General features: G+C 72.9%; 21 protein-coding genes. 6 read left to right on the top strand and 15 right to left on the bottom strand.

Annotated features, from left to right (window positions below):
- Positions 1-90: 90 nt before the first annotated feature.
- Genes OG455_RS09745 through OG455_RS09725 form a run of 5 tightly spaced genes read right to left on the bottom strand, consistent with a single transcriptional unit; the run spans position 91 to position 5,555 of the window.
- Positions 91-1,362: an aspartate aminotransferase family protein gene (locus OG455_RS09745; RefSeq protein ID WP_266292148.1), complete on the bottom strand. Its 1,272-nt coding sequence runs from the start codon at positions 1,360-1,362 to the stop codon at positions 91-93.
- Positions 1,359-1,922: a type II toxin-antitoxin system RatA family toxin gene (locus OG455_RS09740; protein WP_266292146.1), complete on the bottom strand. Its 564-nt coding sequence runs from the start codon at positions 1,920-1,922 to the stop codon at positions 1,359-1,361. The genes OG455_RS09745 and OG455_RS09740 overlap by 4 nt, the downstream gene beginning before the upstream one ends.
- Positions 1,909-3,105: a GNAT family N-acetyltransferase gene (locus tag OG455_RS09735; RefSeq protein WP_266292144.1), complete on the bottom strand. Its 1,197-nt coding sequence runs from the start codon at positions 3,103-3,105 to the stop codon at positions 1,909-1,911. Before OG455_RS09735 ends, OG455_RS09740 begins: the two co-directional genes overlap by 14 nt.
- A gap of 13 nt (positions 3,106-3,118) precedes the next feature.
- Positions 3,119-4,249, bottom strand: a complete 1,131-nt coding sequence (locus tag OG455_RS09730; protein WP_266292142.1) for an acyl-CoA dehydrogenase family protein — start codon at positions 4,247-4,249, stop codon at positions 3,119-3,121.
- A 55-nt stretch (positions 4,250-4,304) separates the two neighbouring features.
- A complete protein-coding gene (locus OG455_RS09725; RefSeq protein WP_266300712.1) occupies positions 4,305-5,555 on the bottom strand; it encodes a cytochrome P450 in 1,251 nt (416 codons plus the stop codon).
- A 494-nt stretch (positions 5,556-6,049) separates the two neighbouring features.
- On the opposite strand from OG455_RS09725, the gene OG455_RS09720 reads away from it, so the two are divergent.
- The gene (locus OG455_RS09720; RefSeq protein WP_266292140.1) at positions 6,050-7,642 is read left to right on the top strand and encodes a restriction endonuclease fold toxin-2 domain-containing protein; all 1,593 of its coding nucleotides are present in this window, start codon (positions 6,050-6,052) and stop codon (positions 7,640-7,642) included.
- A 199-nt stretch (positions 7,643-7,841) separates the two neighbouring features.
- Positions 7,842-8,213 carry a hypothetical protein gene (locus OG455_RS09715; RefSeq protein ID WP_266292138.1) on the top strand — a complete coding sequence of 124 codons (372 nt, stop codon included), beginning with the start codon at positions 7,842-7,844 and terminating at the stop codon, positions 8,211-8,213.
- A gap of 2 nt (positions 8,214-8,215) precedes the next feature.
- Here OG455_RS09715 and OG455_RS09710 read toward each other — a convergent pair whose 3' ends face one another.
- From OG455_RS09710 to OG455_RS09695, 4 genes are all read right to left on the bottom strand, one after another.
- Positions 8,216-8,431: a hypothetical protein gene (locus OG455_RS09710; RefSeq protein WP_266292136.1), complete on the bottom strand. Its 216-nt coding sequence runs from the start codon at positions 8,429-8,431 to the stop codon at positions 8,216-8,218.
- A 14-nt stretch (positions 8,432-8,445) separates the two neighbouring features.
- Entirely contained in the window at positions 8,446-8,793 is a 348-nt protein-coding gene (locus OG455_RS09705; protein ID WP_266292134.1) for a hypothetical protein, read from the bottom strand.
- A 103-nt stretch (positions 8,794-8,896) separates the two neighbouring features.
- The gene (locus tag OG455_RS09700; RefSeq protein ID WP_266292132.1) at positions 8,897-9,541 is read right to left on the bottom strand and encodes a response regulator transcription factor; all 645 of its coding nucleotides are present in this window, start codon (positions 9,539-9,541) and stop codon (positions 8,897-8,899) included.
- Positions 9,505-10,926 (bottom strand): histidine kinase, encoded by a 1,422-nt coding sequence (locus OG455_RS09695; RefSeq protein WP_266292130.1) that lies wholly within the window; start codon positions 10,924-10,926, stop codon positions 9,505-9,507. The genes OG455_RS09700 and OG455_RS09695 overlap by 37 nt, the downstream gene beginning before the upstream one ends.
- Before the next feature lie 286 nt (positions 10,927-11,212).
- Between OG455_RS09695 and OG455_RS09690 the strand changes: the two genes are divergently transcribed.
- Positions 11,213-11,908 carry an ABC transporter ATP-binding protein gene (locus OG455_RS09690; protein ID WP_266292128.1) on the top strand — a complete coding sequence of 232 codons (696 nt, stop codon included), beginning with the start codon at positions 11,213-11,215 and terminating at the stop codon, positions 11,906-11,908.
- The gene (locus OG455_RS09685) at positions 11,905-14,274 is read left to right on the top strand and encodes an ABC transporter permease (RefSeq protein WP_266292126.1); all 2,370 of its coding nucleotides are present in this window, start codon (positions 11,905-11,907) and stop codon (positions 14,272-14,274) included. Before OG455_RS09690 ends, OG455_RS09685 begins: the two co-directional genes overlap by 4 nt.
- A 205-nt stretch (positions 14,275-14,479) precedes the next feature.
- On the opposite strand, the gene OG455_RS09680 is transcribed toward OG455_RS09685, so the two are convergent.
- From OG455_RS09680 to OG455_RS09655, 6 genes are all read right to left on the bottom strand, one after another.
- The gene (locus OG455_RS09680) at positions 14,480-15,217 is read right to left on the bottom strand and encodes an MBL fold metallo-hydrolase (protein WP_266292124.1); all 738 of its coding nucleotides are present in this window, start codon (positions 15,215-15,217) and stop codon (positions 14,480-14,482) included.
- A gap of 166 nt (positions 15,218-15,383) precedes the next feature.
- Positions 15,384-15,764 carry a VOC family protein gene (locus tag OG455_RS09675; RefSeq protein WP_266292122.1) on the bottom strand — a complete coding sequence of 127 codons (381 nt, stop codon included), beginning with the start codon at positions 15,762-15,764 and terminating at the stop codon, positions 15,384-15,386.
- A gap of 438 nt (positions 15,765-16,202) precedes the next feature.
- Positions 16,203-16,976, bottom strand: a complete 774-nt coding sequence (locus OG455_RS09670) for an alpha/beta fold hydrolase (RefSeq protein WP_266292120.1) — start codon at positions 16,974-16,976, stop codon at positions 16,203-16,205.
- 128 nt (positions 16,977-17,104) lie between these two features.
- Entirely contained in the window at positions 17,105-17,674 is a 570-nt protein-coding gene (locus OG455_RS09665) for a hypothetical protein (RefSeq protein WP_266292117.1), read from the bottom strand.
- Positions 17,675-17,844: 170 nt separating this feature from the next.
- A complete protein-coding gene (locus OG455_RS09660; protein WP_266292115.1) occupies positions 17,845-18,414 on the bottom strand; it encodes a TetR/AcrR family transcriptional regulator in 570 nt (189 codons plus the stop codon).
- Positions 18,411-18,773: a DUF1304 domain-containing protein gene (locus OG455_RS09655; protein WP_266292113.1), complete on the bottom strand. Its 363-nt coding sequence runs from the start codon at positions 18,771-18,773 to the stop codon at positions 18,411-18,413. The genes OG455_RS09660 and OG455_RS09655 overlap by 4 nt, the downstream gene beginning before the upstream one ends.
- 411 nt (positions 18,774-19,184) lie before the next feature.
- On the opposite strand from OG455_RS09655, the gene OG455_RS09650 reads away from it, so the two are divergent.
- Both OG455_RS09650 and OG455_RS09645 read left to right on the top strand, forming a co-directional pair.
- On the top strand, positions 19,185-19,385 hold the full coding sequence (locus tag OG455_RS09650; RefSeq protein WP_266292111.1) for a DUF6229 family protein: 201 nt from the start codon (positions 19,185-19,187) through the stop codon (positions 19,383-19,385).
- Positions 19,386-19,529: 144 nt separating this feature from the next.
- The gene (locus OG455_RS09645; protein WP_266300711.1) at positions 19,530-22,532 is read left to right on the top strand and encodes a type 2 lanthipeptide synthetase LanM family protein; all 3,003 of its coding nucleotides are present in this window, start codon (positions 19,530-19,532) and stop codon (positions 22,530-22,532) included.
- Positions 22,533-22,540: the final 8 nt, after the last annotated feature.

Here is a 22,540-nt window from a genome sequence, read left to right as displayed (position 1 = left end):
CGCGTCGTGCGGCAGTTACACCCGGTGGCGTCAGCGGTGTCAACGGCGTCAAACCGGCGTCAAACCGGCACCAAGCGGCGTCAATTGGCGTCAATTGGCTTCGTACGCCGGCACGGTGCGCTCGGCCACCGCGATCGCGGCGTCGAGGATGTCGGCCGCCTGCGCGATGTCGGCCGGTGCGCTGACCAGTGGGGGCAGCAGGCGCACGGTGGTGGGGCTGCTCAGGCAGGGCGACACCAGCAGTCCGGCGCCGGCCAGCTCGATCACCACCGAGCCCGCGGCCTGCGGCGAGGTGAAGTCGATCCCGCGCAGCAGCCCGCGCCCGCGCACCTCGCGCACGACACCCGGATACCGTACGCGGATCCGCTCCAGCACCCCGTCCAACTGCGCGGACAGGAGTCGCCCGTGCTCGGCCAGTTCCTCGATCGCGGGCAGCACCACGGGCAGCACCGCGCAGGCCAGCGGGTGGCCGCCGAAGGTGGCGGAGTGCAGGAAGGGATCGGCGGCCAGCGGGGCGTACAGCCGCTCCGAGCAGAGCATCGCCGACAGCGGCAGCACACCGCCGCCCAGCGGCTTGCCGAAGAGCACCGCGTCGACGGGCAGTCCGTCGGCGAGGGCGACCGAGCGCTCCCCGCACCGGCGCAGCCCGCACTGGATCTCGTCGGCGATGACGAAGCTGCCGTGCTCGGCGGCGTCCGCGCACCACTGCCGCAGCACGCCGGTCGCCAGTGGGACGGCGCCGTTCTCGCCCTGCACCGGTTCGAGGACGACGGCGGCCACCTGGCCGCCGGCCACCTCGCGCAACACTGCCGCCGGGTCGTCGGGGGCGATGTGGACCACGTCCGCCAGGCAGCCGAGCAGGCCGGCCCGGTAGAGCGGATGGTGGGTCAGCGCGAGTGCGCCGAGCGACTTTCCGTGGAAGCCGCCGCGGACCGCCAGCACGCGTCCGCGCCCGGTGGCGAGGCGGGCGAGCTTGACCGCGACCTCCACCACGTCGGCGCCGTTCAGTCCGAAGTAGACCTTCGGCAACACGTCGCCCAGGTATCCGGAGAGGCAGGCGGCGGCCTGGGCCGCGACCGGGTTGGCCAGGCTCCGGGTGGAGGTCGGCATCGTGTCGAGCTGTCGGCGGACGGCGGCGACCGCCGCCGGGTGGCGGTGCCCGAGCAGGGTGACGGCGTAGGAGCCGAAGTCGAGCACGGTGCGGCCGTCGGAGAGCGTCACCCGGCAGCCGTCGGCGTGCTGTTCCACCGCGCCGCGGCCGGCGAAGTTGCCGGTCAGCGCGAGCTTCGGGGAGAGGTGGCGGCGCAACTGGTCGAAGACCTCGGCGGCCTCGGCCCGCGCGGTCACCGGGGCGTCGCTCACCGCACCGCCTGCGAGTCGGGCAGCCGCTGGTCGAGCGACTGCCGGCCGGGCAGCCGCAGGCCGGACGACTGCCGGCCGGACGGCTGTTGCTCGAACGCCTCCGGGTCGCCCGCCTGCCGCTGGTCGAGCAGCCGCTGCTCCAGGGCCGCGAGCATCTGCGCGGCGCTCTCCCGAAGTGCGTCCGCCGCCACCGGGTTGAGCATCTCGGCGAGCAGCGGGATGCCGATGTCGAAGTCGACGTGCAGCGAGACCGTGCTGCCGTTCGGCGGTGCGGGCCGCACCGCCCAGTGCCCGGTGAATTCCCCCAGATCGCCGCTGACCTGCTCGAAGTCGAAGCGACGTGCCTGCTGGTCGATCAGCTCCGCCTCGGTCCATCGCAGGACCGATCCCTTGAGCCGGACCGACCAGGCGGTGGTCCGATGGCGCTCGTCGCGCTGGTCGACGATCTCGACCGAATCGACGCTCTCCATGCAGTCCGGGTAGCTCAGCACGTCCACCACCGCCGCCCAGGCGTCCTCGGGCGGGACGGCGATGCGCAGATCCACTTCAACGCGTGGCATGACGCGACCTCTCTTCGTGGTGTTCGGCCGCCGGGGCGTGCGGCCCCAGCGCCTCGGCGAGCGCGGCGGCCAGCGCCCGGGGCAGTAGCCGCCGCAGCACCGCGCGCGGCAGCGGGCGTACGTGGGTCATCGCGTACCACTGCTCGACCAGCTCGCAGCCCAGTTCGAGCTTCGGCTGGTACGCGGTCTGGGCGAACCGGATATGGCGGCAGCCGTCGGCCATCGCCAGTCGGATCGCCGCGTAGTGCACGTTGTGGTAGAGCCGCGCCTCGTGGGCCAGGCGGTAGTCCAGGCCGATCCGCGCGCCGGTGGCCCCCGAGCCCGCGAAGAGGCAGAGCAGGAAGGCGACCGGCCGCTCCCCCTCGAAGCAGACCACCAGGCGCCGGCGCAGCTCGACGCCGCCCTGCACGGCGGCCAGGAAGGCGGCGTCGAGCACGTCGAGCGTCTGGTCGGCCCGGTCCATCACCTGCTGGTAGAGGGACAGCAGCTGCGGCAGCAGGTGCTCGAACTCGTCGAGCACCTCGATCCGCAGCTCGGTCCTGCTCTCGAACTTGCGGATCTTGCTGCGGGCGTTGCGCCGTGGCTTGGCCGGCAGCGCGGCCAGGTACTCGTCGAACGATGTGCTGCCGAAGCGTAGTTCGGTGTCGGGCAGGCTCGGCACGAGGAAGAAGTCGGCGGCCCGCAGCGCGGTGCGCAGCGGGTCCAGGTCCGCCGGAGTGAAGTCCTTGAAGACCACCGTGCCCAGCCCCTCGCGCCGTGCGAAGTCGAGGACCGCCCGCACCAGCACCCGGCCGGCCTCCTCGCCGAGCGTCCCCGGGGCCAGCACGTGGCCCTGTCCCAGCAGGTTGCCGCAGAACAGCATCGGCACCCGCAACAGCCGGGGCAGCAGCCTGCGTACCGGCGCCAGCAGGCGTCGCTCGCGCGGACCGACGATCCTGTCCAATCGCAGGTCTCGGAACAGGCAGAGTGGCAGAACGGCTACCAGTGCGTCGTTCTGACTGAGTGTCAGGTAGGCGTAGCCGCTGGGTCCGACCCTGCCGTGCTCCAGAGCGGTGAAGACGCCTCGGGCCCACATCGGGTCGTCGCGGGGCGCGAGCCGCTCCCAGAGATCGCGCGGCAGCTCCTCGACGCTGCGCAGCAGTTCGACGCGGTAGCCCGCTCCGTCGGCGGTGTCCGACTCCATCACGTACACCGGCTCAGCCGATCCGCAACGGGCGACCGTCCAGGAAGTCCCGCAGCGGGCGGGCCATCCGGCTTCGGGCCGGCGGATGGAAGGTCAGGCCGACGGCGGCCGAGGCCAGGTACGAGCCCTCGGGGGAGCCGATGAACGCCATGCCGCCCAACGCCGCCAAGCAGGTCCTGGTGGTGCTCGCGATCGCGTCCTGCGCGGCGTACCGGGCACTCAGTGCCTGGACCAGCAGTGCCTCGCTCCACTCCTCCTCCGCCATCGCGCGGGCGATGGCCTCGACCGCGAGCATCGCCGCCTCGACCGCGACCAGGTAGGGGGTCGGATCGTCATGCTCGCCACCTCGGCGCAGCAGCGTCCGCTCCACCAGTGCGCTGGCCATCCCCAGGTAGCCGGCCGTCAGCAGCACCTCGAACCAGAGGAAGCCCGCCACGTTCAGCGCGTCCGGCACGGCGTCGGCGGTGACCTCGGTCGGTACCACCAGCTGCGGGTCCAACGAGACCTCGGTGAGCACGACTTCGTCGCTCTCGGCGCCCGCGAGGATCGGCGTGCCCCAGAACGGGCGCACGGTGATCCCCGGGGTGGCGGCCGGGATCAGGGCGACGCCCAGCCGGTCCACGCCGTCCTCGCCGCGCAGCACCACGGAGGCTGTCAGCAGGTCCATCGAACGCGAGAGGCTGCACGGCATCTTGCTGCCGTTCAGCACGATCCGGTCACCGCGCCGCTCGGCGGTGATGTGCGGGCTGAGGATGTTCTGACCCGCCCGGCCCTCGGCGAACCCGGAGGCGACCAGCATCCGGTCCTTCGCGATGGCTTCCAGCATCAGCCCTTCCAGGCCGGTGCCGTACTTGGCGGCCTCGACCAGCCCCGCGATCGAGAAGTGGTGCATCGTGGTGGCCACCGCGAGCGAGGGGCAGCGGGCGCCCACCGCCCGCTGCACCCGCACGGCCTGCAGCGCGCTCGCTCCCGAACCGGCGTTGGCCGTCGGCACCAGCAGCCCGGGGCCGCCGGCCTCGCGGAACGCCTGGATCGCCGGGCTCGGCGAGCACTCCAACTCCGCCAGCGGGTACCGCGCGAGGGCCTGGTCCAACCCGGGCATGAGCGTTTCGAGTACGGCGCGTTCGCGATGCAAGAAGTTCACGGCACGTCCTTCGAGGGTGGGCGGTGCGGGGTGGGGCGGCGGCCCCCGGGGGGGGCTAGTCGGTGGTGGCCAGCGGAAGCGCGTCGAACGACCGCAGGCAGGCGGAGTCCCGCCGCACCGGGGGCCCGGCGAGGCCGAGTGTCGGGAACCTGGCGAAGAGCCGTTCGAGCAGCACGGCTCCCTCCAGCCTGGCGAGTGCCGCGCCGAGGCAGTGATGCGCGCCCGCGCCGAAGCTGAGCACCCGGACATTCGGTCGCCGCACCAGAAACGCGTCCGGGTCCGGATACCGCGTGGGATCGCGGTTCGCCGCGCCGAGCACCGCTGTCACGCTGCCGCCCGGCGGGACCACCACCCCGCCCACCTCCATCGGCCGGGCGGCCAGCCGCTCGGTCATCAGCACCGGCCCGTCCCAGCGCAGCGACTCCTCGACCGTGCCGGGCAGCAGCCCCGGATCGGCCCGCAGCAGCGCCAACTGCTCGGGGTGGGTCAGCAGGGCGAACACCGCCGTGCCGAGCAGACCCCCGGTGGTCTCGAAGCCGGCCACGGTGACCAGCAGTAGCAGATCCGCCAACTCGCGCCCGGTGAGTGGTGGTTCGGCAGCGGCCGGGTGGGCTTGCAGGCTGGAGGCCAGGTCCTCGCCCGGCCGTGCCCGTCGCTCACGCAGCAACCCGTCGAAGTACTCCCGCAGGGCCACGACCGCCTGGTCGGCCCGCTCCCAGTCCGCTGCCGTGCGCACCGGCTCCAGCAGCCGTGCGGCCTCCTGCCCCAGCCACTGGAACCGATCCTGCTCCGCCGCGGGGACGCCGATCAGCTCGCTCACCACGCCGATCGCCAGCGGATATCCCACCAGTGCTTGGAAGTCGGCCGCACCGCCGGCCGCGGTGGCGTCGGCGAACTGGTCGAGCAGGGTGTCGACGTGCTCGGCCACGCTCGCCGACAGCGCCGCGACCCGCCTGGTGCCGAACGCCCGCTGCACCGGTCGGCGCAGCCGTTCATGACCGGCCGCGTTCGAGCCGAGCAGTGAGGAGTAGAAGAAGTCCGCCGCCGGGCGCCCCGCCCAGGCGGGCCGCTCCCGGAGCAGCCAGGACCGGTCCGGGACCGCGAAGCCGGGATCGGCCAGTACGGCCTGGCAATCGGCGAATCTGGTCAGGAATCGGGTGTCCAGGTCATCCTGTCGGCAGTGGTGGACGGGGGCAATCCTGCGGAGCTCCGCCAGCGGTGCATAGGGATTCTCCCTGCCCTCCGAGGAGAGTGCCGACAGCAGCGCGGTCTCGGCAGGTGTCAGGCCGTCCACCAGGCTTTTCATTGCGCTCACTCGCCCTCACCCGCGGCCGTGCACGACGAATTCACGGACAAAAGATCGTCCTCCAACATTCTGGAGGAAGCTTACTCCTGACTCGGCGACTCGTGCCACGCTACAGCGGCCCGGAGAAAGAATGCGAAGGCCTGCCAAAGAGGTATTCTCATATCATTCTCTCAATCTCCTCTGCGGTTTATCTTAACGGCTTTCGAGGGAATGCGTGTGGGAGTGTTATGAATTCTTCCCTGCCGCGCTTCCGGTGGTGATGGTGTGCGGTGGTGGCGTGAACCGATGCTGTGCACTGATGGTGTTGCGGTGGTGGTGTGCGGTGGTGGTGTGGGACGTCAGCCGAGCGGGATCCATTCGCGCGGGAGGGGTCGGGTCGGCGGTTGCCTGATCACCGGGCTGAATCGGACGAGAACCCGGCGCACGGGGGGAGTCGGGTGTGCCATCCCTTGCTACGGTGGGCACCGGTCGCGTGCCACAGCCAGGGGGTGGACATGGCAGGCGGATTCCACGTCGTCCCGACGGACATGCTCACCGCCTCGGCCGGCTTCACCGACCTGCAGAACTGGGCGACGCAGATCCACAGCGGCCTGGTCGGCTCCATGGACGACGCGTCCGGCATGGCCGGTGCCGACGACGCCGGGCACGCCTTCGGCACCCAGTACGATCCCGCCGCCCAAGCGGTGGTCTCCGCGGTCGGCCAGGCCGTGGCCCAACTCGGCGGCACCGCCAACGGGCTGTACACGATGGCGCTGAACTACCTCAGGAGCGACGCCGACATCGCCGCGAACCTGATGCAGCCGCAGCAACTGCCCGCCGACTCCGATCCCCAGTGCGACCAGGAGCCTTTGAACATCCGGATCCCGTCCGCGGTCGGGTACAACTCCTCGGCGGTGGACGAGATCATCGCGCAGTTCTGGCCGCAGGCCGACTCCGGAAAGCTGCGCCAGGCCGCGACCGACTGGCAGCACCTCGCGCAGTTGGTGAGCCGACTCGGGATCGAGGGGGACAAGCAGGTCAGCACCGTCACCGCGAGCAGTTCCGCCGCCGCGGTCGACTCCTTCGTCGCCAACTGGTCCAAGATGTACGTCGACTGCGCCACCGCCCCGCTGCTCAACAGCATCGCCGCCGCCGCAGGCCAGTTGGACGCCGCCTGCACGTCCTACGCGCAGGCGGTCGACGACCTCCGCTCCACCCTGGAGGGCCTGGCCGCCGGCGCGACGGTCGTGGCCGGGGCCGGGATCGCGCTGACCATCTTCACCCTCGGCGCCTCCGATGCCGCGGCGGCCGGTGGCGAGGCGGCCATCGCCGCCGAGGCCGGCAGCGCGGCCCTCGCCATGACGGCGGAGGTCGAGGGCAGTGCGGAGCTCGCCGTCCTCGCCGAGACCGCGACCATCGTCAACCAGGCCGCCGCCGGCCTGGTGCCGGTGGCCACGGCAGGCGCGGTCGCCGTCACCGGGACCGCGCTCGTGCTGGCCTCCGCCTCCTCCGCGACGGCCGCCGCCGCGCCCACGCCGCCCGCCTACACCGTCGTGCCCGGCACACCGCCGATCGCCCGCGACCCCGCCAGCGCGTACCCCGAACTCTCCCCCTCGGGGCAGGCGGACGTGCGGACGTGGATGGCGCAGCTGGCCGCCGACGGGCGTACCACCCAACTGCCCGGCCCCAGCGGCAATGCCAAGGTCGACGCCCGCCGCGCCTACCAGCTGCGCGTCGCCGGCTCGACCGAGTACAGCCTCTACACCACCATCGACCGGGACAACGCCCAGGGCACCCAGTACAGCATGGACGCCGACGGGGTGCGCCCCTCGGACGGCGCCGCCATCGACGCCAAGTACATAGCCCCGTCCAAGGGTTGCGGCTCGCCGATGCGACTGGGCAACATCGACCAGGTGCCGGACTACGTGTACCAGTCGACGGTGAAGGGTGAGACGTTCAAGATGCAGAAGTACGCCTCCGCCTTCCAGGACCCGCGCAACAAGGTCAACCACCTGGAGGTCATCACCAACGACCCGCCGGCCGCCGCCTACTTCGCCGCGCTGATGACGGCGCAGCAGGTACCCGGCGAGACCCGGATCGTTCCGTAGGATCCCGTCGTACGGGACCGCACCGCACCGCACCGCACTGCACCGGAGCGGAGCGGAGTGGGCGGAGCGGACGGAGCGGACTTGAGCAGATCGGACCGGACCGGACCGGACCGGACCAGACCGGATAGCACCGGACAGCAGCGGAGCAGAGCGGGCCGGGCCGGGCCGGAGGAGACAGGGAGAGGACGGGGCGCCACCGATGGGGGCCACCTTCTACATCAGCGCCGACCGCCAGGCCGGCGCCGCATGGACGTTCACCGCGGACCAGCTCGCTCGGGCCGTGCCGGAGCGTTGGCCCGGCGCCACCGTCTCCGAGCCCGCCGACGGCCTGCTCGTCCTGCACGTACCGGTCGAGGACCACTGGTGCGAGGTGTTCTTCGACCCCGAGTACGGCGTCCTCTCGTTCGCTGACAAGGAGCCCTGGTCCGCCCCCCTGACGGTGGTGCACGGCTTGCTGCGAGCCCTGGCTCCCGCTGTTCCCCTCGTCCGGTGGGCCGACTACGACGCGGAGCTGGAACCGATCGACCTGAACCTGGGGCTGGCGGAGTTCGTGGCCCGCTTCGGGGCGTGAGGTCAGCGGGGGACCATGTCGCCGCCGAGTGCGCGCAAGCGGCCGGGCACGTCCGAGGCGCTGCCGTAGGCGTGTTCCAGCTCCGCCCAGGGGTGCTGGCCGAGACCAGCGAAGACTGGAGCGAGGGCGAGGGCGAGGGCGAGGGCGAGGGCGAGGGCGAGGGCGAGGGCGGGGCGCTGGCAGGGCAGGGCCCATGCCAGGCTCGTGTCAGGCGCCACGGACAGTCCCGAGGTCAGCTCCCGCGGTGGACCTCGATGGCCGACAGCGTGCCACTCGTTCCCGATCGGAGGGTGAAGCCGCCCACCATGGTGTCCGGGTCCCAACCCTGGGCGAGCGCCTGCTCGATCAGGGTGTGCATGTCGCGCGGCGTGGGGTGGGTGGAGTCGGTGCAGATGCCCCAGGGGCCGGGAGGGCTGTTGCTGATCAAATGGGCCATGAGGACACAGCCGGTCTTCCCACCGGCGCGAACGCGCACCTGGATGCAGCGGCGGATGTCGTCGTCCACCACGGTGTAGCCGATCCGGGCGGTCCAGCGGTAGGTGCGCCCCTGCAGGTGAAGGACGCGGAGACGGGTGCGCACAGGGGCCTCCTGGCGAGGAGCGGGCGAGGAAGGGACGGAGGGCGAGGTAGAGGCGGGGTGCGGAAGGAGGCCGGAGCGGGGAGTGCGGCCGACTGAGGTGCTGTCAGCCGTTGAGGTAGGCCAGCACCGCCAGCACCCGGCGGTTGTCGTCGTCCGAGGGTTGCAGATCCAGGCGGAGGAAGATGGACGAGGTGTGCTTGGCCACCGCGCGCTCGGTGATGACCAGTTGCTGTGCGATGGCGGCGTTGGAGCGGCCCTCGGCCATCAGGCCGAGCACCTCGCGCTCGCGGGGGGTGAGGGCGGCCACCGCGCTGTTGGCGGCGTTGTGGGTGAGCAGGCGGGCGATCACCTCCGGGTCCATGGCGGTGGCTCCGTCGGCGACCCGGCGCACTGCGTCGACGAACTGTGCGCTGTCCAGGACCCGGTCCTTGAGCAGGTAGCCGATGCCGCCGCTGCCGCCGGAGAGCAACTCGCGGGCGTAGAGCTGCTCGACGTACTGGGAGAGGACCAGGACCGGTAGCCCTGGCTGCTCCTGACGGGCGGCCAGGGCGGCGCGTAGGCCCTCGTCGGTGAAGGTCGGCGGCAGCCGGACGTCGACGATGGCGAGGTCGGGCCGGTGCTCCGTGACGGCGGCCAGCAGGCCGGGGCCCGTGTCGACGGCGGCGACGACGGCCATGTCGTGAGCCTCCAGCATCCTGGTCAGGCCGTCCCTCAGGAGGAAGAGGTCTTCGGCGATGACGACGCGCATGGAATCTCCAGGTTCGCGATGGTCGGGCCGCCGAGCGGGCTGCTGACCGCAAGGATGCCGTCGAACGCGGCGAGCCGCCTCTCCAGACCACGCAGGCCGGTGCCCTGGGCGGGGTCGGCGCCGCCGCGGCCGTCGTCGGTGACGCTGATCCGCAGGACCGATCCAGTATGGCCGATCTCGATCCAGGTCTGCGTGGCCTGTGCGTGCTTGGTGATGTTGGCCAGCAACTCGTTGACTGCGAAGTAGGCTGCCGATTCGATGGCAGCCGGCAGCCTGTTGGTCAACTCGCCGCTGAAGTGCGCCTTCAACGGCAGGTCCAGGGCCAGCGCGCGGACCGCGTCGACAAGGCCGCGGTCGGCCAGCACCGGCGGATGGATGCCACGCACCAAGTCCCGCAGCTCGGCCAGTGCTTTCGCTGAGGAGCCCTTGGCCTCACTCACCAGGGCCCGAGCTGCTCCAGGGTCGGACTCGAAGAGCGACTCGGCCGCACTGAGCGTCATGCCCATCGCCACCAGCCGGGCCTGCGCCCCATCGTGCAGGTCCCGCTCGATCCGGCGCAGCTCGGCGGCGCCGAAGTCGATCGTGTCGGAGCGGGTGGCGGCCAGGTGACGGACCCGCAGGGCCAGTTCGGCCTCCTGGGTCGGCCCGAGTAGTGACCGGGCGGCCAGGCCGTAGCCGTACAGCACCCGGGGGCCGGCCCAGACGGTGAAGACCACTATCAGCAGGCCTGTGAAGGTGGCCCCCCAGATCGGGAAGCTGTGCGGGTGGAAGGGGAAGGTCAGCAGCATGATCAGGCCCTTGACCAAGGAGAACGACCGTGGGCCGACGTGATCCTGGCCGACCGGGCCGAACTGCACCCCGAAGATCGCGCTCAGCACCCGTAGGGTCAGGAACCCGGGCCAGGCCGACAGGAAGAGCACCAGCATCGAGGCGCACCCTGTCACCGCCGTCCAGGCCAGGTCCCGCCAGGTCGCGGGATCTGTCAGCAACCGGCGGGCCCACCGGAGCAACCGGGGGCGGAGGCCTGTCGGGTGCGGGCCGGCGGGCATCGGGCGGTAGGGGGCGGTGATCGCCACCCCGCACCAGGGCTCGGCCAGCCGTCTGGTCAGCACCGCGATGCCTCGCACGGCGAGCGCGCACCCGGGGACCAGCGGGACCAGCAGCCACAGAAAAGCCGCGTGCCGGTCCGAGTCGGTCGACGGGATCCGAGTGGCGACCCAGACGCCGAGAATCAGGAGGGGGACGGCCAGCAGTACGCCGGCTCCGCCCAGGGCCACCCCCAGCAGCGCCAGCCCGCGCGGGGCGGCGAGCAAGGTCCGGCCGAAGCCGGTGGGTGCGCCGCGTCGCGCGGCCCGCGGTTCAGCTGTCATCTCGGTGCTGCTCACGGTCGTTCCTCCTTCGGGTCGAGTCGGTCACGGACAGTCTGGCGGGCGCTCCGCCGGTCTCGCAGGAGGGCTGAGCTGTCTCTCTGGGGTGTACCTACGTACACCCCAGAGACACCGCTCAGACCGATGTCGCCGCAGGCCGGCTCGCTTCTAGCGTCGTAGTCGTCAAGGGGATCGGCCGACCGGCCATCCGCCCAGGGCCGTCCGCCCCGGCCGTCGCCCCTGACCATCCGCCCCTGACCATCCGCCCCTGACCACATGCTGACCACGCGACCATGGAGGAGCCATGAGCACACCGATCATCCAGATCCGCGACGTGACGAAGACATACGACGCGGGGCGACCGGTCCTGTCCGGGCTGAATCTAGAGGTGGCCGCCGGCGAGGCACTGGCCGTGCTCGGCCCGTCCGGCAGCGGCAAGTCGACCCTGCTCAACCTGATCGCCGGGCTGGACCGTCCGAGCGCCGGCTCGGTGACGGTGGACGGCCTGCGGGTCGACCAGTTGACCGAGGCCGGTCTTGCCAGGTACCGCCAGGCGCGAATCGGCATGGTCTTCCAGTTCTTCAACCTGCTGGACGACCTGACCGCACTGGACAACGTGCTGCTGCCCGCCCAGTTGGCAGGCCTGCCCGCGGTCAAGGCGCGCCGACGAGCCCTGGAGCTGCTGGCGCAGCTCGGGGTCGACGAACATGCCGGGGCGTTCCCCGGCCGGCTCTCCGGCGGCCAGCGCCAGCGGGTGGCGGTGGCCAGGGCCCTGATGAACCGTCCGCCGTTGCTGCTCGCCGACGAGCCGACCGGTGCGCTGGACCGCGCGGCGGCCGCTGATGTGCGTGAGCTGCTCACCGAGCTCCACGCGGCCGGGCAGACCCTGCTGCTGGTCACCCACGACACCGCGCTGGCGCGGGCGTGCGCGAGCCGGACGATCGAGCTGCTCGACGGTGGGATCGTCCGCGATGTGGTCCGGCCGGTGATGAGCGCATGAGCGCCCTGAGCAAGGTGATCAGGGCCGGCGTCGGCCGGCGGCGCATCCAGAGCCTGGTGATCACGCTGACCACCCTCGCGGCTGTCACCGCCTCGGTGCTGGCTCTGGGGCTGCTGCAAGCCTCGCAGACACCGTTCGACCACGCCTTCGCCCAGCAGCACGGTGCCCATCTGACCGCGCAGTTCGACCCGTCCAAGGTCACTGCCGCGCAGTTGGCCACCACCGCGAGGATGTCCGGGGTGACCGCCGCGACCGGGCCCAGCGCGGAGCTGCAGCTCACCCCGCACGCCGGCCGCAACGACGACGGCCTGCCGGTGGGCTCCTCGCTTCCCTCGATGCTGACCGCAGGCCGGGCGGACGCGGGCGGCCCGATCGACGACCTGGCGCTGATCCACGGCCACTGGCTCACTGGTCCGGGCCAGATCGTGCTGAGCGATGACCCTCAGCCGGTCGGGGTGGGAGACCAGTTGGTCTTTCCGCAGTTGCCGGGCAGTCCGGCGCTGACCATCGTCGGCATCGCCCGGTCGATGAGCCGCAGCGCCGATGCCTGGGTATCGCCGGACCAGCTCGCCGCCCTGACCCCGCCGGGCGCCGTGCCCGACTACCAGATGAGCTACCGCTTCGCGCAGGCCGGGACGGATGCCCAACTGGACGCCGACCGCGCGGCACTTGCCGCCGCCGTGCCGGCCGGTGCGATGACCGGGGTCCAGTCCTACCTGAGCAGCAAGCTGCAGGCGCAGCGGAACACGGCGACCTTCGTGCCGTTCATCGTGGTCTTCGGCCTGATCGCGCTCTTCATGTCGGTCCTGATCATCAGCATCGTGGTCAGCGGCGCGGTGAGCGCCTCCACCCGGCGGATCGGCATCCTCAAGTCACTGGGCTTCACACCGAGTCACGTGGCGCGCGCCTACGTCGGACAGGCACTGATCCCGTCGGCGGTCGGCACCGTGCTGGGCGTGCTGTTGGGCAACCTGATGGCGACCGCGGTGCTGACCTTGCAGCAGCATGCGCTGAGCGGCGGCACGGTCACCATCGCCCCGTGGATCGACCTCGTGGTGCCGCTCGGCGCACTGGCCGCAGTCACCGCGGCCGCCCTGGTCCCCGCGCTGCGGGCCGGACGGCTGCGGACCGTCGAGGCACTGGCCGTCGGCCGCACCCCGAGTGCCGGACGCGGACGGGTCGTCCAGCACTTCCTGGGACGGCTGCGGCTACCGCGCGCGATGAGCCTGGGCCTCGGCCTTCCGTTCGCCAAGCCCGGACGATCAGGGGTGATGATCGCTGCCGTGGTCCTCGGTACGGTCGGGGTGACCTTCGGCACCGGTCTGACCCTCTCGTTGAACGCGGTGGAGGCAGGTCTGAGTCGAGACCTGCCGGGCTCGGTGGTGGCGCCGGTCGCCCCGCTTCCGGACGCACCCGCCGCCACCCGTCAGCCGGACGCGGCCGACCTCACCGCGATCGCCGCGAAGATCGCCGCATTGCCAGGCACTCGCCGCTCCTTCGCCACCGGCACCACCAAGCTCAGCGTCGCCGGGCTGGCCGGCCCCACCGATGTGACCACCTACCGCGGCGACTCCAGCTGGGGGGCCTACCAGCTGGTGCACGGCTCCTGGTTCCATGGGCCGGGCGAGGTGGTCGTCCCCACCAGCTTCCTGCGGAACACCGGAACGCACGTCGGGGAGACCATCACCCTGACCGGCAACGGCCGCGCCGCGCCGGCACGGATCGTCGGTGAGGCCATGGCGGTGCGGGACTCGGGCATGCTGATGCTGACCGACGACGCCACCCTGAGCGCGCTGGGCATCGCGGTGGACCCGGAGTCGGTCACCTTCGCCATCGACCTCGTGCCCGGGACCAGCACCCCCGCCTACCTCGACTCCCTCAACACGGCGCTGCGGCCGTACGGCATCACCGCGCTGCCCGGCGCCCCGCGGGTGAGCCCCACTGTGCTGGCGATGGACGGGCTGGCCGTGCTGCTCACCGCTCTGCTGGTCACGGTGGCGGGTCTCGGTGTACTCAACACCGTGGTGCTCGACACCCGGGAGCGGGTGCACGACCTCGGGGTCTACAAGGCGCTCGGGATGTCCCCGAAGCAGACGGTCGCCATGGTCCTCACCTCGGTCACCGGCATCGGACTCGTCGCCAGTGCGATCGGCGTGCCGATCGGCATCGTGCTGCACCATTACGTACTGCCGGCCATGGGCACGGCCGCCGGCACCGGGATCCCGACGGCGGACCTGGCCGTCTTCCACCTGCCCGTACTGGTGCCGTTGCTGCTGGGCGGGCTGGTCATCGCGACGGCGGGCGCGCTGCTGCCGGCCGGATGGGCGGCCAGGACCCGCACGGCGACAGCACTGCGGACCGAGTAGGACGGCGGACCGCGTAGCACTGCGGACCGAGCAGTGCAGCGGGTCAGGCGCGCGAGGAAGAGCGGACGCAGCAGGGAGCCGTCGGAGGGCACGGCCGTCGGATCCGCCAACGGGGTGGACAGCGTCGGGTGGCCGGGCTGTCGGGCAGCCAGGCCACCCGGCGGGCCCGCCGGGCCCGGTGGGCCCGGCGGGGCTGGCCGGGGCGTCAGAGGGCGAGCGTCAGCCCCTCGTCGGCGGCGGTCACCTCACCGGCGAAGGCGGCTCGCGCCTCGGCGATCGAGCGCTCGCGGTCGCTGCCGGGCCAGAAGTGAGTGAGCAGCAGGCGTTGGGCCCCCGTCCGGGCGGCCCAGCTGCCGGCCTCGGTGGCGCTCATCAGCAGGTGGTCCGCGCCCTCGGCCGGTTCGCCCTGGAGGGTCGCGCCGGCGATGAACAGGTCCACTCCGGCGGCGAGTCGGTCCAGCGCCGGGCCCGGTCCTGCGTCGCCGCTGTAGGCCACAGCCAGGCCGGGTGCGGTCAGCCGGATCCCGGCGTGCGGCACGTAGTGGGGGAGTAGGTCGCTCTCCAGGCGGAACGGGCCGATTTGGTGGTCGGCCGGGAGCGAATGCGGGGCGAAGACCGAGAGGAGGTCCTCGGACGGCTCCATCGCCTGCACCCTGCCGATCACCCCGGGGGTGCAGTAGAGCGGCATCGGGCTGCCGCGCCGCTCCCCGTAGTACAGGGCGCGGCCGAGTGCGCTCAGGTCGGCGCAATGGTCGGGGTGCTCGTGGGTGATGACGACCGCGTCGACTTCCACAGCCGCGCAGCGCTCCAGCAGCCGCGGCACGGTGGCATAGCCCAGGTCCAGCACCACACGGAACCCGTCGTACTCCAGGAGGAAGCCGCTGGCGCCGCGTCCGGCCTCCGGCCAGGCCCCGCACGTTCCCAACACACTCAGTCGGCGCATCGGATCATGATGGCACGGATCCTGTGCCCGTCTCGTCACCACTGGTCACCAGCAGGCCGTGGCAGGGCGCACCTAGGCAGGCCCGCCACGACATCCTCGGTGTGCCGCGCCCCGCGACCGCGCCTGTCCATCGCGCCCGCCCCTTGAGCCCAGCGCAGCCCAGGTGTTACGCCGTCGGGTTGGGGCTGCCGATCCGCAGCAGGTTCCCGCTGCGGTCCACCAGGGCGAACTCCCGCATTCGGTAGTCAGTGTCCACAGGTGGTTCCAGGCGGCTGCCGGTGGCCGGTTCGGTGAGGATGCCGACCTGTGCCCACTGGTGGTACAGCGCGTCGGCGTCCCGTACCTGCAGGTAGCAGCTGCTGGCCGTGACCAGTGGGTCCAGCTCGCAGTCCGTTCGGAAGTGCAGCTCGACCGTGCCGCGGACGAGGATCAGATAGCCCTCCTCCGCACTCCATCGGCCGCGCAGCTCGAATCCCAAGCGGCGGTAGAACTCCAGGGTTTCGTCCAGATCCCGGCTCGGCAGGATCGGCACCGCGTACTCGTCCATGCCCAGCACCGTAGCCCGCTCCACTGACAGTGCTGAGGTTCGGGCTTCGTTCGGGCCTGACCGACCGGGTCACGGTGGCCATCGGCTGCCTCCAAGGGGACCCTGGCCTTTAAGACCCCAACGGAGCACTCCGGGCGGGCGGTCGTCGGTGCAGCGGGAAGTAGTCCCACCGCAGCGCTCACGCGCGGCGGCTCAGCCGTGAGGCTGAGGGGAATCCCCGTCCCTTCAGGGCGAGGAGGAAGTCAACGGTGTGCATTCCTTCGCTCCGGCCGCGGTACGGGCCGGCCGGGACCGGTTCGGGCCGACGCGGCTGCACGCTGCCAGCGACCCGCGCGCCCACGCGCCCACGCGCCCACGCGCCCACGCGCCCGAACATCCGGTCGGGCGCTCAGGTTCCCGCATCCCGGGTTGCCGGAGCCGCGAGCCGCGAGCGCTTCGTCAGTGCGGGGCGCCGCCGCAATGCGTCAGGATCGCTTCGGCGACCGGCTCCGGGGCACGCAGCGGCGGGAGATGGTCGACGCCGGGCAGCAGGACCAGCCGGCAGCCGGGGATGCGCGCGGCCGCCTGGTGATTGGACGCGATCAGCGCCGGCCGGTCCAGGTCGCCCACCATGAGCAGTGTCCGGTGCCCGATCTCGCCGAGCCGGCCGAAGACCGGGGGGAAGGGGCGCTGGTACGCGTCCTCACCGGGCCAGGCCAGGGCGGCGGAACGGAGTTGGGCCTCGGCGGCCGGGTCGGCCCCGGTGGCGGCCCACAGGCGTAGCCCGTACGCCGTCAGGCCGTCCACATCGCCCGCCCCGACGAGGAGTTCGTACTCGGCGTCCAGGTCGGGCTCGGCCGGCCAGGGGTAGTCGGAGAACCCCGGGCAGAGCAGCACCAGGGCCGACACGCGCCCGGGATCGGCCAGTGCCAGCGCCAGCGCGGTCTCACCGCCCATGCTGCACCCGACCAGTGGCACCGGCCCGAGGCCGAGATGGTCGAGCAGGGAGACCAGGTCGTCCAGCGGTGAGTAGGGCGTGGTGGGCTGCGGGGAGCGACCGTAGCCGCGCACGTCGTAGCGGATCACCCGGTGCTGCTCGGCGAGCCGCGGCAGGACCGGGTCCCAGATGCGCGAGTCGCCGACCCCCGGGTGCAGGAGCACCAGCGGGGGGCCGATCCCTCCGGTGTCGTCCGCCCATATGCTGCCGCCGCTGACCGGCACCGAGAGTTCCATCCCGTGATCCTGACGGCGGACGGCGCACCGGCCAAGCGATTTCCCGGGCGCGCCCCCGGCGATCCGGTCACCGGGCGCGCCGGTCACCGGGCGATCCGGACACCGGTCACGGGGCGATCCGACACCCGTCACCGGCGAAGGGCGAAGCCGCCCTGGACGGTCCAGAGGTCGGGGGCAGTGGGGGCGCACTTGGTGACGGAGGGCGGGACAGCGGGGTCCGCGGTGCTCGCGATCGACCAGCCGACCCGGCGCTCGCCGTTCGCGTCGGCGGGGTAGAAGGTGAGGGCCGCCTCGGGATGCCAGGTGCTCGGCTCCGGCGGCAGCGGAGGCCGGCCCGCGGGGACCGTGAAGGTGGCCGAGTCGACGCTCCCGGTGACGACGGTGGCGCTCCCGTCGGCGGTCAGGCAGTCGACGCTGATCTCGACCCGCACGGAGCCCTCGTTGTCGAAGACGTGGGTGACGGTGGCGTGTCCGCGGGTGCGGCCGTCGGTGGTCCGGGCGTCGACCCGCGCGGTGAGCCGTTCGCCGGGGTTGGGGCCGGGGCCGTGTTCGTTGAGGAGGGCCCAACCCCGCAGGCTCATCCGGCCGGTGGCGTCGGGTGCGGGCAGTGGGGCCGCCGAGGCGGCGGCGGTGCCGGCAGTGGTGCCGGCCGCGGCGACGGTGGTGGTGAGCGCGATGGCGGCGATGAGCTTGCGCATGGTCGTTCCTCGCAGGGGTGGCCGATGGTGGTGGCGGCGGGTGTTCGCCCTCCGTCACCACAAAGATCGCAGTCGGCCCGGGACTTGGACGTCCACCGCGAGGAGGGACCGGGTCCCCCGCATGGGGGACCCGGTCCCTCCTCGCGCTCGCGTGCCGGCGTGCCCGCGTGCTACGGCAGCGGCATGCGGTGCAGGGTGACGAGCAGGCGCCAGACCTGGTGGGCGATCTGCTCGGAGGTGCCCTCGACGAGCCCGTGCAGCCAGTCGGCGAGCACCCCCGCGAAGGTCGCGGCCACCGCCGAGGCGATCAGGTCGGGCTCGGGGGCGCCGGCGAGGGCGCGTTCGGCACGGCTGCGGGCCCGCAGGTCCGCGTGGAGCACGAGGCCCAGCGGGCCGCCGCCGCCCGGGCGCAGCAGTGCCCGGTAGAGACCGGCGTGCGGCGTGAGGCCGGCGAAGAAGGCGGGCAGCGCGGGTGGCGGGGACGCGGGGTCGGGGAGACCGCGCCAGGCGTGCAGGGCGTCCACCGCCTCTCGGACCACGTCGGCGCAGGCGTCCACGGCCAGCGCCTCCAGGTCGCCGTAGTGGACGTAGAAGGTGGCGCGGCCGACTCCGGCCCGGCGCACCAGCGCGGCGACGCTGACCTCCGCCAGCGGGCGCTCCGCGCACTCCTCCAGCAGCGCCCGGCGCAGGGCGGCCCTGGTCCGGGCGGCCCGGGGGTCCCCCGGCGCGGTGGTGGTCAACGGCTCAGCAGGACGGCGGCGAGTGCGAGCGCCCCGGGCAGCGCCTGGGCGAGCAGGATGCGGCGGTTCGCCGTGGCGCCGCCGTACAGGCCGGCGACCAGCACGCAGCCGAGGAAGAAGACCCGCACCCGGTACCCCGTCGGGTCGGCGGCGATCAGACCCCAGACCAGGCCCGCGGCGAGGAACCCGTTGTAGAGCCCCTGATTGGCGGCGAGCGGCGCGGTGGCCCGAGCCATGGCCGGGTCGAAGCCGGAGAGCTCGCGGCCCGGCCTCTTCTCCCACAGGAACATCTCCAGCACCAGGAAGTACGCGTGCAGGGCGGCCACCAGGCCGACCAGGACATCCGCTGTCGTCTTCACTGCCGGCTCCCACCGCTGATTTCATGGACAGGTGTCTACTATACATGGACATCTGTCCATGAAATCAGTTGGCGCGGCCTGCCGACCGGAAAGGAACGACATGGCTCGTATCCTCACCGGCAAGCGCAAGCGCAAGCGCAAGCGCAAGCGCAAGGGCCAGGGCCATTTCGGGACACTGAAGGACCCGGCCGCCGCCCGGACTCTCCGCCCCCTGCGCTCCTCGGTCCGGACGCCGGACGCCGGACGCCCTCGCGCTCTGCCGGGAGCTGAAGGGCTGACCAACTGCCCGGCCAGGCACAGGAGTAGCGTGGCAGCTCAGGTGAAGATGGCTGGAATTCGCGGCAGCCAGCGTGTAGATACGGTCCTACCGTGAGCGGACAACTGGTCAACACCTGAATGGAGTTGAGTGATATGCCGATCACCGGAACGCGGGCGGACGCACTGGTCGCGGCCTGGCTCGGCGGCGCGGAGGATGCCTACGGCCAGGCCAACCCGGCGGGCCCGCTCTACGTCGGCGGGTCCGCCGCCGAGGCCGCGCTCGCTGACAGCTACGAGGGCCTGCTCACCTACTGCAGCGGCTGTACGGCGTCGACGCACACCTTCTGCTGCTGAGCGTCGCTGACCGCACCCCGTCCCGCCCCGCCGGCGGTCCCGTTCCCGCGGGGCCGCCGCCGATGGCTCTTCACCGCCCGGTCCGTCCGTCCGGGCACCGGAACGCGGCCGCCCGGGCCGCGGTGCAGAGGAGAGGACGTGCCCATGCCGCAGGAGGCCGGTACCGAGGTCGGTACCGAGACCGCAGCCGCAGCCGGAGCCGGAGCCGCAGCCGAGCTCACTGCCGCGGCGGAGCCGGTGGCGGAGGGCTGGTTCGCCGAGCCCGTCCGCGCCCTGGCCGCCCCGCTGCTCGCCGAGTCGGACCGCGAGCTGGCGGCGCTGGCCGGCCTGGCGGTCACCGAACGGCAGGTGCTGGGCGAGGCCCTGGGTGCCGCCCTGGCACGTTCCCTGCAGCTCAAGTTGAACCGGGTGTTCCTGCTGGAGCTGCGCGCCGCCGCCCTGGCCGGCGAGCTGGCCGGGGCGGACGAGCGGGCCCGCTGGCGGAGCTTCATCCGCCGCGCCGTCACCGGCGACTACCTGGACGGGCTGCGCGGGCGCTACCCCGGGCTGCCCGAGCGGGTCACCGCCGCCGCGCGGCTGCAACTCGACGCCGGACTCACGCTGGCCCGCCGCCTGGTCCGGGACCGGGCGGCGATCGGCGCCCTGCTGGGCGGCCCGCCCGGAGCGCTGCTCGAAGTCGAGCTCGGCGTCGGCGACCAGCACCGTGGCGGCCACGCGGTGGCGCGGGTGCGGTTCGCGGGCGGCACGGTGATGTACAAGCCGCGGCCGCTGGAGGTGGACGCGGTGCTGCGGGTGTTCCTGGCCGCCGTGCTGCCGGACGGCACCGCCGCCCCGATCCGGGTGCCCGAGGTGCTCGCCATGGTCGGCACCGGGGCTCCCGCCGACCGTGCCGCCGACCGTGCCACCGGCGCCGCCGCCGCGGGTGACCACTACGGCTGGGCCGCCCACGTCGAGCACGCGTACTGCCGCGACGAGGACGAACTCGCCCTGTTCTACCGGAACCTGGGCCACTGGCTGGCCGTGATGCGCCTGCTCGGCGGCACCGACCTGCACGCCGAGAACCTGCTCGCGCACGGCCCGGTGCCGGTCGTGGTGGACGCCGAGAGCCTCTTCACCCCCGATCCGGAGACCGGGCCGAGCGGCCGCGGCGACGCCGTCGACCTCGCCGCCCGCACGGTGCGAACCACCGTGCTGCGCACCGGGATCCTGCCACTGCGGATCGACGGCTACGCCCTGGCGGGGGTCGACTTCTCGGCCGCCGGGGGCCTACCGGGCCAGCAGCCGCTGATCCCGATGCCGGTGATCGTGGACGGCGGGCGCGACACCGCCCGGATGGAGCTCACCGCCGTCGAGTTCCGCTCGGCCCGCAACCACCCCAGTCCGGCTCCGGTGCTGTCCCGCCACTGGCAGCAGGTCCTGCACGGGTTCGCGGAGTTGACCGACCGGTTGCGCCGGTTGGACGAGAAGGGCGAACTGCGGTCCGCACTGGCCGGGTTCGACGGCTGCGAGGTCCGGTTGATCCGCCGCCCGACCCAGACCTACATGGAGATCGGCCGGATGCTCTGGCACCCGGCCTCGCTGCACGACCCGGCGGGCGCCCTGGTCCGGGCCCGGGACATCCTGGCCCGCAACGCGGCGGGCAGTCCGATCGCGCCGCGTGAGGCCGCGGTGATCGAGGCGGAGATCGCCGATCTGCTCCTCGGTGATGTCCCGGTCTTCGGCGGCCCGGTCGACCCGGCCGCCCTGGACGCCGCGCTGTGCGACTGGCGCGGCGCCGATCTGCCGCTGGAGCAGGAGGTGATCCGCGGCGCGCTGGTGGGCGCGTATCTGAATGAGCGTCAACTACCCGCTCGGACACAGAAACCAGCCACAGCGCCGGATGCCCGGCGGGCCGAGGAGCGCCGGCGCCGGTTGGCCGCCGTGGCGGTCCGGACGATCTGCGCGGCGGCCGTGCGCGGGCGGGACGGGACGGCGACCTGGATCAGCCCGGTGCTCACCGAGGTCGGCTGGGCGGTGCGGCCGCTCACCGCAGACCTCTACAGCGGCCAGGGCGGCGTGCTGTTCGCGCTCGCCCAGTACCGGCAGGAGCAGGCGGCCGGCCACGCGGACCCGGTCGAGGGCCTGGAGGAGGTGCTCAGGGGCGGGCTGCGGGTGCTGGCCGCCACCGAGGAGCAGGCGCCGGTGCGGCAGATCGGCGGCTTCACCGGTCTCGCCTCCCAGGTGTGGACCTGGTCGGCGCTGCACGAACTGCTCGGCGAGGAATGGTTGCTGGAGCGTGCCCAGGTCAGGGCCGGCCTGCTCGACGGGGAGCGGGTCGCCGCGGACCGGGCGCTGGACGTGCTCGGCGGCGCGGCCGGGGCCGTGGTCCCGCTGCTGGGGCTCGCCGAGGCCACCGGCGTGGCGCGCTGGCTTGACGGCGCGGCCCTGGCGGGCCGGCACCTGGAGCGGACGGCGGTGCTGGACGAGCGGGGCGCGCACTGGTCCACCGCGCTCTTCCCGGCGGCCATGGGGGGCTTCGCGCATGGCGCCACGGGCATGGGCTGGGCGCTGGCCAGGCTCGCGCTCAGCCCGGCCGGCTCGCCCGCGGACCGCGTGCGCTGGTGCGAACTCTCCGCTCGGGCAATGGACTTCGAGCGATCGCTGTATCTGCCGAGCGCGGGCGCCTGGGCCGACCTGCGGGAGACCAGCGGCGTGGACCACGCGACCGCCTGGTGCCACGGCAGCACCGGAATCGGCCTGGCGGCGGCCGACCTCTACCGGCGGACCGGCGAGCCGGCGCACCTGGAGACGGCCCGCCGGGCCGGCTCGGCCACGCTGCGCGAGGGCTTCGGCTGGACCCACACCCTGTGCCACGGCGACCTGGGCCTGTGGGAGTTGCTGGCGGCGCTGCGCGACTGCCGCCCCGCGGCCGCCCCGCCGCGCGGCGGAGAGCGCGGCCGGGCCGACGCCGAGCTGCTCAGCGGTCTGGAGGAGCACGGCGCGATCGGCGGACTGGCCCGGGAGGCCTTCTCGCCCGGCCTGATGCCCGGCCTGGCCGGCGTGCTGAACCTGCTGCTGCGGATGCGCCCGGGACACCGGCTGGCCTCGCCGCTGCTGCTCGGCCGGGCGGGCGACGGAGCGGCAAGGGGCCCCGTGGCCACGGGCTGACCAGTCGT

It is taken from the genome of Kitasatospora sp. NBC_01287 (assembly GCF_026340565.1).
Taxonomy (GTDB): domain Bacteria; phylum Actinomycetota; class Actinomycetes; order Streptomycetales; family Streptomycetaceae; genus Kitasatospora.
Note: the sequence above shows the minus strand (reverse complement) of the source record. Positions and strands in the feature narration are given on the sequence as shown.

Coding starts and splice junctions, on each gene's coding strand:
- OG455_RS09740 (WP_266292146.1), bottom strand. CDS start 1,922: ATGCCACGCGTTGAAGTGGATCTGCGCATCGCCGTCCCGCCCGAGGAC.
- OG455_RS09735 (WP_266292144.1), bottom strand. CDS start 3,105: ATGGAGTCGGACACCGCCGACGGAGCGGGCTACCGCGTCGAACTGCTG.
- OG455_RS09725 (WP_266300712.1), bottom strand. CDS start 5,555: ATGAAAAGCCTGGTGGACGGCCTGACACCTGCCGAGACCGCGCTGCTG.
- OG455_RS09720 (WP_266292140.1), top strand. CDS start 6,050: ATGGCAGGCGGATTCCACGTCGTCCCGACGGACATGCTCACCGCCTCG.
- OG455_RS09715 (WP_266292138.1), top strand. CDS start 7,842: ATGGGGGCCACCTTCTACATCAGCGCCGACCGCCAGGCCGGCGCCGCA.
- OG455_RS09700 (WP_266292132.1), bottom strand. CDS start 9,541: ATGCGCGTCGTCATCGCCGAAGACCTCTTCCTCCTGAGGGACGGCCTG.
- OG455_RS09690 (WP_266292128.1), top strand. CDS start 11,213: ATGAGCACACCGATCATCCAGATCCGCGACGTGACGAAGACATACGAC.
- OG455_RS09685 (WP_266292126.1), top strand. CDS start 11,905: ATGAGCGCCCTGAGCAAGGTGATCAGGGCCGGCGTCGGCCGGCGGCGC.
- OG455_RS09680 (WP_266292124.1), bottom strand. CDS start 15,217: ATGCGCCGACTGAGTGTGTTGGGAACGTGCGGGGCCTGGCCGGAGGCC.
- OG455_RS09675 (WP_266292122.1), bottom strand. CDS start 15,764: ATGGACGAGTACGCGGTGCCGATCCTGCCGAGCCGGGATCTGGACGAA.
- OG455_RS09670 (WP_266292120.1), bottom strand. CDS start 16,976: ATGGAACTCTCGGTGCCGGTCAGCGGCGGCAGCATATGGGCGGACGAC.
- OG455_RS09665 (WP_266292117.1), bottom strand. CDS start 17,674: ATGCGCAAGCTCATCGCCGCCATCGCGCTCACCACCACCGTCGCCGCG.
- OG455_RS09650 (WP_266292111.1), top strand. CDS start 19,185: ATGCCGATCACCGGAACGCGGGCGGACGCACTGGTCGCGGCCTGGCTC.
- OG455_RS09645 (WP_266300711.1), top strand. CDS start 19,530: ATGCCGCAGGAGGCCGGTACCGAGGTCGGTACCGAGACCGCAGCCGCA.